Source organism: Pseudomonas sp. PDM20, assembly GCF_014852575.3.
In the GTDB taxonomy this organism is placed as follows: domain Bacteria; phylum Pseudomonadota; class Gammaproteobacteria; order Pseudomonadales; family Pseudomonadaceae; genus Pseudomonas.
Genome location: NZ_CM181224.1, coordinates 1,106,437 through 1,119,874, shown reverse-complemented (window position 1 = coordinate 1,119,874; position 13,438 = coordinate 1,106,437). Strand labels below are relative to the sequence as shown.

The 13,438-nt window shown below is 64.8% G+C and carries 10 protein-coding genes; 9 read left to right on the top strand and 1 reads right to left on the bottom strand.

The features are described from left to right. Nucleotides 1-218 precede the first annotated feature (218 nt). The 3 genes from IB261_RS05375 (at nucleotide 219) to IB261_RS05365 (ending at nucleotide 4,402) form a co-directional block, all read left to right on the top strand. Nucleotides 219-935, top strand: coding sequence for an SIMPL domain-containing protein (locus IB261_RS05375; RefSeq protein ID WP_192290063.1), 717 nt, complete (start codon nucleotides 219-221; stop codon nucleotides 933-935). Between the two features lie 223 nt (nucleotides 936-1,158). Next, nucleotides 1,159-2,760, top strand: a complete 1,602-nt coding sequence (locus IB261_RS05370) for an ABC transporter substrate-binding protein (RefSeq protein ID WP_151189453.1) — start codon at nucleotides 1,159-1,161, stop codon at nucleotides 2,758-2,760. 49 nt (nucleotides 2,761-2,809) lie between these two features. After that, complete coding sequence (locus IB261_RS05365) at nucleotides 2,810-4,402, top strand: ABC transporter substrate-binding protein (protein ID WP_192381617.1); 1,593 nt, start codon at nucleotides 2,810-2,812, stop codon at nucleotides 4,400-4,402. Nucleotides 4,403-4,458: 56 nt separating this feature from the next. On the opposite strand, the gene IB261_RS05360 is transcribed toward IB261_RS05365, so the two are convergent. After that, on the bottom strand, nucleotides 4,459-5,676 hold the full coding sequence (locus IB261_RS05360; protein WP_192381616.1) for a M24 family metallopeptidase: 1,218 nt from the start codon (nucleotides 5,674-5,676) through the stop codon (nucleotides 4,459-4,461). Nucleotides 5,677-5,854: 178 nt separating this feature from the next. On the opposite strand from IB261_RS05360, the gene IB261_RS05355 reads away from it, so the two are divergent. The 6 genes from IB261_RS05355 to IB261_RS05330 all read left to right on the top strand — a co-directional run bounded on the left by IB261_RS05355 (nucleotide 5,855) and on the right by IB261_RS05330 (nucleotide 13,406). After that, entirely contained in the window at nucleotides 5,855-6,418 is a 564-nt protein-coding gene (locus IB261_RS05355; RefSeq protein ID WP_081517427.1) for a helix-turn-helix domain-containing protein, read from the top strand. 198 nt (nucleotides 6,419-6,616) lie between these two features. Next, complete coding sequence (locus IB261_RS05350; protein WP_139791521.1) at nucleotides 6,617-8,224, top strand: ABC transporter substrate-binding protein; 1,608 nt, start codon at nucleotides 6,617-6,619, stop codon at nucleotides 8,222-8,224. 163 nt (nucleotides 8,225-8,387) lie between these two features. Next, complete coding sequence (locus IB261_RS05345) at nucleotides 8,388-9,797, top strand: OprD family porin (RefSeq protein ID WP_192224703.1); 1,410 nt, start codon at nucleotides 8,388-8,390, stop codon at nucleotides 9,795-9,797. Between the two features lie 11 nt (nucleotides 9,798-9,808). Then, complete coding sequence (locus tag IB261_RS05340; RefSeq protein WP_192381615.1) at nucleotides 9,809-11,395, top strand: ABC transporter substrate-binding protein; 1,587 nt, start codon at nucleotides 9,809-9,811, stop codon at nucleotides 11,393-11,395. 74 nt (nucleotides 11,396-11,469) lie between these two features. Further along, complete coding sequence (locus IB261_RS05335; protein ID WP_045209546.1) at nucleotides 11,470-12,480, top strand: ABC transporter permease subunit; 1,011 nt, start codon at nucleotides 11,470-11,472, stop codon at nucleotides 12,478-12,480. Between the two features lie 14 nt (nucleotides 12,481-12,494). Continuing rightward, on the top strand, nucleotides 12,495-13,406 hold the full coding sequence (locus IB261_RS05330) for an ABC transporter permease subunit (protein WP_081517424.1): 912 nt from the start codon (nucleotides 12,495-12,497) through the stop codon (nucleotides 13,404-13,406). Nucleotides 13,407-13,438: the final 32 nt, after the last annotated feature.

Here is a 13,438-nt window from a genome sequence, read left to right as displayed (position 1 = left end):
AATTTGCGCGAGTATAGCCAAGAGCCCCCTCCCCTTAATGCGGCATAGCGCCACAGCATACTCCAGCGCGCCCTGTGACGGCCGCCCCAGCCCGAAACAATTGGTGACATCGGTCATTAACCCGAATCCGAACCCTTCCTCGTCAAAGGGTCTGACAGTTCTCGCCACTGCCTCTACTAAGCTGTGGCCCGGACATTTTCTGGAGCAAGGAGTCATCCATGTCTGTACTGAAGAAACCCTTCACCGCCATCGCCGCCGCCATCGCCCTGTGCGCCACCAGCCTGGGAGCCCTGGCAGACGAACCTCGCTACAACCAGGTTTCGCTGCGCGCCGAGGTCAGCCAGGAAGTCGCCCACGACCTGATGCACGTGACCCTGTTCAGCGAAGGCCAGGGCACCGACCCGGCCAAGCTCGCCGCCGAGACCACCACCGCGATGAACGCGGCGGTCGAGCAGGCGCGCAAGGTGAAAGGCGTGACTGTCAGCCTGGGCAGCCGCAGCAGCTACCCGGTGTATGACGACAAGGGGCAGAAGATCACCGCCTGGCGCGAGCGCGCGGAAATCCGCCTGGAAAGCACCGACTTCGCCGCCCTCTCCCAGCTCAGTGCCGACCTGCTGGGCAAGCTGAAGATGGGCAGCATGAACTTCAGCATCGCCGACGCCACCCGCGCGAAGAATGAGGACGCGATGATGAAAGGCGCCGTGGATGCCTTCAAGGCCCGCGCCCAGGTCCTCACCGACGCGCTCGGCGGCAAGGGTTACAAGCTGGTCAGCCTCAGCCTGAACACCTCCGGTGCGCCGCACCCCATGCCGGTGATGCGCATGGCGGCGATGAAGGCCGACAGCTACGGCGGCGCCCCGGCCCAGGAAATCGAAGCCGGCACCAGCCAGGTTACCGTCAGCGCCGACGGCACGATCGAGGTGCAGATGCCGTAACACCTACGCTCTCCTCCAGCGCGGCGCCTCCTTCGGACCGGGGCGCCGCCACCCGACCGCACGGTTCCCATTGTCGAAATTGCGACATTCCCTTGCACCCGCGTCACAACTTCTACACTCACCCCGGTCGACCGCTTGCGCCCGGCATGTGCCGTGCATAGCTTCACGCAACGCAGCTCACGAGGCTGCCCCTCGATGACAACCAGAATAAACAGAGGTCCGTATGCGTAAGAACGCCGTCATCCGCTCCATGATTGCCGCTGGGCTGATCGCCAGCGCCCCGCTCGCCCACGCCGCCAACAACCTGGTCTACTGCTCCGAAGGCAGCCCCGCGGGCTTCGACCCCGGCCAGTACACCACCGGCACCGACTTCGACGCCTCGGCCGAGACGGTCTTCAACCGCCTCACCCAGTTCGAGCGCGGCGGCACCCAGGTCATCCCGGGCCTGGCGGAAAAGTGGGACGTATCCGATGACGGCAAGACCTACACCTTCCACCTGCGTTCCGGCGTGAAGTTCCACACCACCGACTACTTCAAGCCGACCCGCGAGTTCAACGCCGACGACGTGCTGTTCACCTTCAACCGCATGCTCGACAAGAACCACCCGTTCCGTAAGGCGTACCAGACCGAGTTCCCCTACTTCACCGACATGGGCATGGACGCGAACATCGCCAAGGTGGAGAAGGTCGACGACCACACCGTCAAGTTCACCCTCAATGAAGTCGACGCCGCGTTCATCCAGAACCTGGCCATGAGCTTCGCCTCGATCCAGTCCGGAGAATACGCCGACCAGTTGCTCAAGCAGGGCAAGGCCGCCGATATCAACCAGAAGCCGATCGGCACCGGTCCGTTCGTGTTCAGTCGCTACCAGAAGGACGCGATGATCCGCTTCAAGGCCAACCCGGACTACTGGAACAAGGGCGAGGTGAAGATCGACAACCTGATCTTCGCCATCAACACCGACGCCTCGGTGCGCATGCAGAAGCTCAAGGCCAACGAGTGCCAGATCACCCTCTTCCCGCGCCCGGCCGACCTGGAAGCGCTGAAGAAGGATGCGAACCTGAACATGCCGTCGCAGCCGGGCTTCAACCTCGGCTACATCGCCTACAACGTCCTGCACAAGCCGTTCGACAAGCTTGAAGTGCGCGAGGCGCTGGACATGGCGGTGAACAAGAAGGCAATCATCGACGCCGTCTACCAGGGCGCCGGCCAATTGGCCGTGAACGGCATGCCGCCAACCCAGTGGTCCTACGACGACACCATCAAGGACGCCGGCTACAACCCGGAAAAGGCCAAGGAACTGCTGAAGAAGGCCGGCGTGGCCGAAGGCACCGAGATCACCCTGTGGGCCATGCCGGTGCAGCGCCCCTACAACCCCAACGCCAAGCTGATGGCCGAGATGCTGCAGTCCGACTGGGCCAAGGTCGGTATCAAGGCGAAGATCGTCACCTACGAGTGGGGCGAGTACATCAAGCGCGCCAAGGGCGGCGAGCACGACGCCATGCTGATCGGCTGGAGCGGCGACAACGGTGACCCGGACAACTGGCTGGGCACCCTCTACGGTTGCGACGCCGTGGACGGCAACAACTTCTCCAAGTGGTGCGACCCGGCCTACGACAAGCTGATCAAGGATGCCAAGCGCACCCCCGACCAGGCCAAGCGCACCGAGCTGTACAAGCAGGCCCAGCACATCCTCAAGGAGCAGGTGCCGATCACCCCGATCGCCCACTCCACCGTGTACCAGCCGATGCGCAAGACGGTGCAGGACTTCAAGATCAGCCCGTTCGCGCTGAACTCGTTCTACGGCGTCAGCGTAGGCAAGTAAGGCCAGCGGCCGCCGGGTTTCCCGGCGGCCCTTTCTTCCGGCAGCCGCCGTGCGCAAAGCGCTCATCCGCCTGACCCTCGCCAGCCTGCTCGGCTGCGCGCCGGCATTCGGCCAATCCCTGGTGGTCTGCACCGAGGCCAGCCCGGAAGGGTTCGACATCACCCAATACACCGCCGCCACCACCGCCGATGCTTCGGCGGAGACCGTCTTCGAGCGCCTGGTGCAGTTCGCCCCCGGCAGCACCCGCGTGGTGCCCGCGCTGGCGGAAAGCTGGGAGATCAGTGACGACGGACTGCAGTACACCTTCACCCTGCGTCAGGGCGTGAAATTCCACAGCACCGACTACTTCACCCCGAACCGCGAGTTCGACGCCAACGATGTGCTCTGGAGCTTCCAGCGCCAGCTCGACCCGAAGCATCCGTGGAACAAGCTGGCCCCGCGCGGCTTCCCCTACGCCGAGGCGATGGGCCTGCCCGGCCTGATCAGCGCAGTGGAAAAGCTTGACGACCACCACGTGCGCTTCACCCTCAGGCACCCCGAGGCGCCCTTCCTTGCCGACCTCGCCATGGGCTTCGCCTCCATCTATTCCGCCGAATACGGCGACCTGCTGCTGGCCGCCGAGAAGGCCGACCAACTGAACAACCTGCCCATCGGCACCGGCCCCTTCGTCTTCCAGCGCTACCAGAAGGACGCCCAGGTGCGCTTCAACGCCAACCCCGACTACTGGGGCGGCAAGCCGAAGATCGACCGCCTGCTGCTGGCGATCACTCCTGATCCGAACGTGCGTATCCAGAAGGTCAAGGCCGGCGACTGCCAGATCGCCGTCTACCCCAAGCCCACCGACATCCCCGCGCTGCGCCAGGACCCGAAGCTGACGATCGAAGAACTGGACTCGCTGCTGGTCGCCTATGTCGGCATCAATACCCGACACAAGCCGCTGGACGACGTGCGCGTGCGCCAGGCGATCAACCTCGCCTTCGATCGCGACGCCTACCTGCGCGCGCAATTCGGCGAAGGCGCCGCGACGCTGGCAGTGGCGCCTTATCCGCCGACGCTGTGGGGCTCCGATCCGCAACTCAAGGTCTGGCCCCACGATCCGGCGCGAGCGAAACAGCTGCTGGACCAAGCGGGCATCAAGCCCGGCCTGAAACTGTCGATCTGGACCCGCCCCGGCGGCGGGCCGACCAACCCCAACCCCGGCATCGGCGCGCAGATGCTGCAGAACGACCTGGGGCAGATCGGCATCCAGGCCGACATCCGCGTGTTCGAATGGGGCGAGCTGATCAAACGCGCCAAGCAGGGCGAGCACGACCTGATCTTCATGGGCTGGGCTGGCGACAACGGCGACCCGGACAACTTCCTGACACCGAACCTTTCCTGCGCCGCCGCCAAGAGTGGCGAGAACCAGGCGGGCTGGTGCAACGCGGAGTTCGACGAACTGCTGCGCAAGGCCCGAGCCATTACCGCTCAGGAAGCCCGTGCGGGCCTCTACCGCCAGGCCTTGGCAATCTACCAGCGCGAGGCACCGTGGATCGCCCTGGCCTACCCGAAGCAGTTCGCCGTGGTGCGGCCGGGCGTGAGCGGCTTCACCCTGAGCCCGCTGGGGTCGAACAACTTCTCGCGGGTTGAAGTCGCGCCCTGACTGTAGGAGCGCGCCATGCGCGCGATCGCTGGCATGGCCCGCTCCTGGACCAAACTTCAGGCATCCAGGCCGAACGGATCGTCCACTGAATGACTCGGCTGGGTGAACCAGCGCGGACCTTCCGTCGTCATGTAGAAGTGGTCCTCCAGACGGATACCGAACTCCCCCGGCACACAGATCATCGGCTCGTTGCTGAAGCACATGCCGACGTCCAGCGGCGTGCTGTCGCCGCGCACCAGGTACGGCCCCTCGTGGATATCCAGACCGATACCGTGGCCGGTGCGGTGCGGCAATCCGGGCAGCGCGTAATCCGGCCCTAAGCCGCCGGCCTCCAGGCAACGGCGGGCCGCGGCATCCACCTGCTCGCAGGGTTCACCCAGCACAGCGGCGTCGAACGCAGCCTGTTGCGCGGCCTTCTCCAGGTCCCACAGCTCGCGCTGACGCGCGCTGGGCGAGCCGAACACGTAGCTGCGGGTGATATCCGAGTTGTAGCCGAACAGCTGGCACCCCGTGTCGATCAGCACCATGTCGCCTTCACGCAACGGGCGCGGTTGGCGCACGCCGTGGGGGAAGGCGCTGTCCTCGCCGAACAGCACGATGCAGAAGGTCGAACCCGGCGCGCCGACCTGCCGGTGCGCCGCTTCGATGAAGCGCGTCACCTCGGTGGTGGTGATGCCCTCGCGGAGGATGCTCGCAGCGGCCTTGTGTACTTCCAGGGTCATGTCCTTCGCCCGCTGCATCAGCGCCAGCTCCGCCGGCGACTTGCAGCGCCGGCACTGCTCGATCAGCGCGCCGGCATCCACCAGTTGCAGCTTGCCCGTCGCCTGGCGCAGGCGCTCGAACATGCCGAACGGCAGGCTGTGGGAAAGGCCGACCCGCGCACCTTCACGCACTTCAATCTCCGCCAGCATTCCAGCTAGCAGGGCGAACGGACTCTCATGCTCGGCCCACACGCTGATGCTGCCGGGCAGCACCTGCAGATCGCGCACCGTGCCCTCTTCGAAGGCCGGGGCGATGTAGCGCACCTCGCCCCGCGCCGGCACCAGCGCGCCCACCAGCCGTTCGCTGGGGCTCCACTTCAGGCCGGTGAAATAGACCAGCGTGCTGCCGGCATCGACGAATACCGCCGAGATTTCCCGCGCCTGCATCAACTGCTGCAGCTGCGCGATGCGCGCCTGGTACTCCTCGAGCGCAATGGGCCGAGCGCCGGCCGTCATGACCTGCAATTTCGCCAGCGCCTGCTCGGGGCTCACGCCCCCAACTCCCAATGTCATGCGACTCTCCCGAGGAATGGAATGAAACGACCTGAAATTTAAGCAGCACTGAAATTCCCGGTCAAAGGCTTTTCGGTGTTCTGCCTCCTTGCGGCCGATTTTCCTTCCGCTGATGGCTCGATGCTTTCACCGGCCGACGACACTGGTATGCTGCCGGCGTCCCACAAGAGCCTTGCCAATGTCCGCAGATCGTATCGGAGAACGCCTGCGCCGTTATCGGCGCGCAGCGAAGAAGACCCTGAACCAGGTGGCCGCCGAATCCGGCCTGACCGCCAGCTTCCTGTCCCAGGCCGAGCGCAATCTCACTGGCGTCTCGCTGTCTTCCCTGGCCAGCATCGCCAAGGCGCTGGACGTACCGCTCAACGCCCTCTTCGACTCTCCGCAGCAGATCCCGCCGGACTCGCACCAGGGCGAGCGCGTGCGCTACACCATCGAAGGCCAGCCACTGAGCTACGAGCGGCTGTCCAGCAGCTTCCCCGGCAACCAGCTGAACGCGGTGAAGGTGACTGTCCCGGTGGGCTACGAATCCGAACTGATCACCCACGACGGCTCGGAATTCGCCTACGTCCTCACCGGGCGTATCGCCTACGACATCGATGGCCACACCTATCCGCTGGGCCCCGGCGACTCCGTACACTTCGACTCCGGCAAGCGTCATTGCCTGCGCAATGTCGGCGACAGCGTGGCGGAAATGCTCACCGTTACCACCCTTCCGCTGTTCGGCGAACATCCCGCCACCTGATTCACAGACTGGCAAAATTTTCAGTACCACTGAATTTTAAGTTGAACTTAATTTCAGCCTGACTTAACTTCGGCGCGGCGTGGCCGGGCACAGCCCGACCATGAATGGATAGGCCTTATCCGGACCAGTCCGACCAGGCCGGCTGCAAACCCCATCGGTTCGCCGGCCCCCTCAGAAAAACAAGAATGAGGTCAGGCAATGCGCAAGATGCGACGTAATCCCCTGCACGCACTCGCCTTCGGCGGGCTGCTGCTCGCCGGCTCCGCGGCTCAGGCCGCCTCCAGCCTGGTGTACTGCTCCGAAGGCAGCCCGGCGGGCTTCGACCCCGGCCAATACACCACCGGCACCGATTACGACGCCACCTCGGAAACCCTGTTCAACCGCCTCGTGCAGTTCCAGCGCGGCGGCACCGAAGCCCAGCCAGCCCTGGCGCAAAGCTGGGAAACCTCCGCCGACGGCAAGACCTGGACCTTCCACCTGCGCCCGGGTGTGAAGTTCCACACCACCGACTACTTCAAGCCGACCCGCGAATTCAACGCCGACGACGTGCTGTTCACCTTCAACCGCATGCTCGACAAGGAGCAGCCGTTCCGCAAGGCGTACCCAACCGAGTTCCCGTACTTCACCGACATGGGCCTGGATCGCAACATCGCCAGGGTCGGCAAGGTCGACGAGCACACCGTGACCTTCACCCTGAACGAGGTCGACGCGGCCTTCGTGCAGAACCTGGCAATGAACTTCGCGGTGATCCAGTCCGCCGAATACGCCGACCAGTTGCTCAAACAGGGCAAGCCCGGCGAGATCAACCAGAAGCCCATCGGCACCGGTCCGTTCGTGTTCAGCCGCTACCAGAAGGACGCGATGATCCGCTTCAAGGGCAACAAGGATTACTGGAAGCCCGAGGACGTGAAGGTCGACAACCTGGTCTTCGCCATCAATACCGACGCCTCGGTGCGCATGCAGAAGCTCAAGGCCGGCGAATGCCAGATCACCCTGAACCCGCGCCCGGCGGACCTCGAGGCGCTGAAGCAGGACCCGAACCTGAACATGCCGTCGCAGCCAGGCTTCAACCTCGGCTACCTGGCCTACAACGTCACCCACGCTCCGCTGGACAAGACCGATGTGCGCCGAGCGCTGGACATGGCGCTGAACAAGCAGGCGATCATCGACGCGATCTACCAGGGCGCTGGCCAGCTGGCGGTGAACGCCATGCCGCCGACCCAGTGGTCCTATGACCAATCGATCAAGGGCCAGGCCTACGATCCGGAGCAGGCCAGGGCGCTGCTGAAGCAAGCCGGCGTGGCCGAAGGAACCGAGATCACCCTCTGGGCGATGCCCGTGCAACGCCCGTACAACCCCAACGCCAAGCTGATGGCCGAGATGATCCAGGCAGACTGGGCCAAGGTCGGCATCAAGGCGAAGATCGTCACCTATGAGTGGGGCGAGTACATCAAGCGTGCCCATGCCGGCGAGCATGACGCCATGCTGTTCGGCTGGACCGGCGACAACGGTGATCCGGACAACTGGCTGGGCACCCTCTACGGCTGCGATTCGGTGAGCGGCAACAACGTCTCCAAGTGGTGCGACGCCGCCTACGACAAGCTGGTGCGCCAGGCCAAGGCCACCACCGACCACGACCAGCGAGTGGCCCTGTACCAGAAGGCCCAGCAACTCCTCGCGCAGCAGTTGCCGATCAGCCCCATCGCCCACTCCACCGTCTACCAGCCCATGCGCAAATCGGTGCAGGGCTTCCTGATCAGCCCCTTCGGGCGCAACTCCTTCTACGGCGTGGCCAACCAGCCCTGATCGCCGACTCGACACCGGCGGCCACGGCCGCCTGAACGCCAGCCCGGCGCAGACCGGGCGGCACATCCCGTCTTCCCCTCCGCCTGCCGGCTCCCCCATCTCTCCGATGGGCGGAGGGGATGCATTCGTTGCTAGGAAAACCGACAACAACAAGGAGCAACTCATGCAGCATCACGTATTCACCCGCACGCTTCTGGCACTCGCCGTCCTGGGCTCCCCGCTGGGCCAGGCATTCGCCGACGAGGACGATCTGCCCCCAGACGAAACCCGCCGCGCCAGCGAAGTGGTGGTCAAGGGCCAGGCCGGCGCGAAAGGCTTCGTCGAAGGCCAGAGCCTGACCTTCAGCACCCGCAACTTCGCCGCCCGCGAGCAGATGAAGGACAGTTTCCACTTCAACATCAAGAAGGACGGCTATACCGAGCCGACCCACAGCCGCTACACCTGGACCCAGGGCAGCCAGCTCAAGTACAGCTCCGGCTACACCCAGGGCACCGTGGGCGTTGGTCTGGACGCCTCCGCCTTCAACGAGATCGCCCTGGAACGCGGCCACGGACGCATCGCTGGCGGCGGTACGCGCACCCTGACCGACAGCGACGGGGATGCCGTGCCGCAGTGGTCGAAGATGGGCGTGGCCAACCTGAAGCTGCGCGCCTCCAACACCGAGCTGCGCGCGGGTCGCCAACAGACCGAGACCCCGGTCTTCAACATCAACGACAACCGCGCCCTGCCCTCGTCCTTCGATGGCGTCAGCCTCCTCAGCGAAGAGCTGGAAGGCCTGCAGGTCCAGGCTGGCAGCTTCACCCGCGCCAGCCCGCGCACCGGCGCAGGCAGCGAACGCCTGACCACCGAGTACGGTGCGCAGGACTTTTCCGGCAGCCACTTCAGCTACCTGGGCGGCAGCTACCAGGCGATGAAGGAACTGAAGCTCACCGCTTACGGCGCGCACTTCGAAGACATCTGGAACCAGTACTACTTCGGCGCGTCCCACGACCTGGGCGATCCATCCAGCCTGGCACTGAATACCAGCCTGAACTACTACCACACCGGCGACACCGGCGAGCGCAAGGCCGGCTACATCGACAACGATGCCTACAGCCTCGCCTTCACCCTCACCCACGGCGCCCATGCCGTGCTGCTGGGCTGGCAGCAGATCCGTGGCGACGAGTACTTCGACTACGTGCACGAGACTGCGGCCATCTACCTGGCCAACTCCCTGCTCTCCGACTACAACGGTCCCAACGAAAAGTCCCTGCAGCTGCGCTACAGCACCGACTGGGCGGCCTTCGGCGTGCCCGGCCTGACCACCATGGCGTGGTACGCCAAGGGCTGGGGCATCGACGGCACCCACTACGACGGCGACCGCAACGGCGTGAGCGGCTACAACGTGCGTGCCATGGACGACGAGAAGCACCACGAGCTCGGCCTCTCCACCGGCTACACGCTGCAGGACGGCCCGCTCAAGAGCAGCAGCTTCCGCGTGACCTACATGAAGCACCTGGCGAGCCAGAATCAGGCGGACGGCAGCGTCAACGAGATCCGCCTGGTCAGCAACTTCCCGTTCAACCTGCTGTAAGGAGAACCGGTATGCCCATCCCGCGTCTGATCCCCCTTCTGCTCGCGCTCGGCAGCGGCACCGCCCTGGCGCAGAACCTGGTGGTCTGCACCGAAGCAAGCCCGGAAGGGTTCGACATCGTCCAGTACACCGGCGCGGTCACCGCCGATGCCAGCGGCCAGACCGTCTTCAATCGCCTGGCCGACTTCCGCCCCGGCACCACCGAAGTGGTGCCTTCGCTGGCGCAAAGCTGGGAGGTCAGCCCCGACGGGCTGACCTACACCTTCCACCTGCGCCCGGACGTGAAGTTCCATACCACCGACTACTTCAAGCCCACCCGCGCCCTCAACGCCGACGACGTGCTCTGGACCTTCCAGCGTCCGCTGGACCCGAAGCACCCCTGGCACGAATCGTCCGCGCGCGGCTATGCCTACTTCGACGCCATGGGCATGCGCGAACTGATCAAGTCGGTGGAAAAGCTCGACGACCTCACCGTGCGCTTCACCCTGAACCACCCGGAGTCGCCGTTCCTGGCCGACATGGCGATGGACTTCGCCTCCATCTACTCGGCCGAGTACGGCGACCAGTTGCTGGCCGCCGGCAAGCAGGGCCAGCTCAACAACCTGCCCATCGGCACCGGGCCCTTCGTCTTCAACCGCTACGCCAAGGACGCCCAGGTTCGTTTCCGCGCCAACCCGGACTACTTCGGCGGCAAGCCGAAGATCGACAACCTGATCTTCGCCATCACCCCGGATTCCAACGTCCGACTACAGAAGATCCGCCGCAACGAGTGCCAGATCGCGCTCTACCCCAAGCCATCGGACGTGCCGGGCCTGGAGCAGGACAAGAACCTGGCAGTGGACAGCATCGACGCGCTGCTCACGACCTATGTCGCCCTGAATACCCGGCACAAACCGCTGGACGACGTGCGCGTGCGCCAGGCCATCAATCTGGCGTTCGACAAGAAGGCCATGCTGGATGCCGTCTACGGGAATGGCGCGGCCACGCCGGCCATCAACCCGTACCCCGCCTCCCTGCTGGGTTACAACAAAGACATCCAGGACTGGCCGTACGATCCTGAACGAGCCAGGGCGCTGCTCAAGGAAGCGGGCGCGGAGAACCTCAAGCTGACCCTGTTCACCCGCAACGGCAGTTCCTCGACCATCCCCAATGCGGCGCAAATGGCACAGATGCTGCAGTCGGATCTGGCCAAGGTGGGCATCACGCTGGACATCCGCACCCTGGAGTTCGGCGAACTGATCAAGCGCATCAAGGCCGGCGAGCACGACCTCTCGCTCTATGGCGGCTGGGCCGGCGACAACGGCGACCCGGACAACTTCCTCTCGCCCAACCTGAGCTGTGCGGCAGCGAAATCAGGCGAAAACCATGCTTTCTGGTGCGATCAGGACTTCGAATCGCTGATCCAGGAAGCCCGCCAGACCAGCGACAACGCAAAACGGGCGGAACTTTACAAAAAGGCGACATCCATATTCCACGAGCAGGCCCCATGGATTCCCCTGGCACATCCTAAGCTGTTCAATGTGCGCCGCAGCACTATCTCGGGCTACACCATCAGCCCGCTGACAAAAAACAACTTCGCCGACGTTCAGATCCAGTAACCGGCAAAGTCATAAGAAACCGGCGCCCGTCGTGATCCGACGGGTAGCCGCTCGGTGAGGAGCCCCCAACCACCATGCTCAGTTTCATCGCACGTCGATTCGGTCTGCTGATCCCGACCTTCTTCGGCGTCACCCTGCTGACTTTCGCGCTGATCCGCCTGATTCCGGGCGACCCCGTGGAAGTGATGATGGGTGAACGCCGCGTCGATCCGCAGATGCATGCCGAGGCCATGCACCGCCTGGGGCTCGACAAGCCCCTCTACCAGCAGTACCTCGACTACGTCGGCAACCTCGCCCAGGGCAACCTCGGCGAGTCGCTGACCACCCGCGACAGTGTCTGGCACGAGTTCCTCACCCTGTTCCCCGCCACCCTCGAGCTGTCCCTGGCTGCCCTGCTGTTCGCCGGCGTCTTCGGCCTGCTCGCCGGGGTGATCGCCGCCTTGAAGCGAGGCTCGCTGTTCGACCACGGGGTGATGACCATCTCCCTGGCCGGCTACTCGATGCCGATCTTCTGGTGGGGCCTGATCCTCATCATGCTGTTCTCCGTTTCCCTGGGCTGGACGCCGGTTTCCGGGCGTCTGGACCTGCTCTACGACATCGAGCCGAAGACCGGCTTCATGCTCATCGACACGCTGCTGTCGGATGAAGAAGGCGCCTTCATGGACGCCGTGCGCCACCTGATCCTGCCGGCCATCGTGCTGGGCACCATCCCGCTGGCGGTGATCGCCCGGATGACCCGCTCCTCGATGCTCGAAGTACTGCGCGAGGACTACGTGCGCACCGCCCGCGCCAAGGGCCTGTCGCCGGCCCGCGTGGTGTTCGTGCACGCCCTGCGCAACGCCATGATCCCGGTACTCACCGTGTTCGGCCTGCAGGTCGGCACGCTGCTTGCCGGTGCGGTGCTGACCGAGACCATCTTCTCCTGGCCCGGCATCGGCAAGTGGCTGATCGACGCCATCGGCCGCCGCGACTACCCGGTGGTGCAGAACGGCATCCTGCTGGTGGCGACCCTGGTGATCCTGGTGAACTTCATCGTGGACATCCTCTACGGCCTCGCCAACCCACGCATCCGTCATCAACGCTAACCGGAGCCGACGCCATGAATGCCAACGCCAAAGCTCCCGCCAGCGACCCGAGCCTGGTCTACCCGTCCCCGCTGAAAGAATTCTGGCATGCCTTTTCGCGCAACAAGGGCGCGGTCGGCGGCCTCCTGTTCATGCTGGTCATCGTGTTCTGCGCGCTGTTCGCGCCGTGGGTCGCGCCCCATGACCCAAGCGAGCAGTTCCGCGACTTCCTGCTCACCCCGCCACTGTGGCTAGAAGGCGGCAACTCGCAGTTCCTGCTGGGCACCGACGAACTGGGCCGCGACCTGCTCTCGCGCCTGATGCACGGCGCGCGCCTGTCGCTGATGATCGGCCTGACCTCGGTGCTGATCTCGATGATCCCCGGCATCTTCCTCGGCCTGCTCGCCGGCTTCTCGCCGACCCGCCTGGGCCCGGTGATCATGCGCCTGATGGACATCATGCTGGCCCTGCCCTCGTTGCTGCTGGCGGTGGCCATCGTCGCCATCCTCGGCCCGGGCCTGATCAACACCGTGATCGCCATCGCCATCGTTTCGCTGCCGGCCTATGTGCGCCTGACCCGCGCCGCCGTGATGGGCGAGTTGAACCGCGACTACGTCACCGCCTCACGTCTGGCCGGTGCCGGCACCCTGCGTCTGATGTTCGTCACCGTGCTGCCCAACTGCATGGCGCCGCTGATCGTGCAAGCCACCCTGAGCTTCTCCTCGGCGATCCTCGACGCCGCCGCACTGGGCTTCCTCGGCCTGGGTGTACAGCCGCCGACGCCCGAGTGGGGCACCATGCTGGCCTCCGCGCGCGACTACATCGAGCGCGCCTGGTGGGTCGTCTCGCTGCCCGGCCTGACCATCCTGCTCAGCGTGCTGGCAATCAACCTGATGGGCGACGGCCTGCGCGATGCGCTGGACCCGAAGCTGAAGAACGCGGCGTGAGGACAGTGACCATGCACAGCCTCAAGATCGCC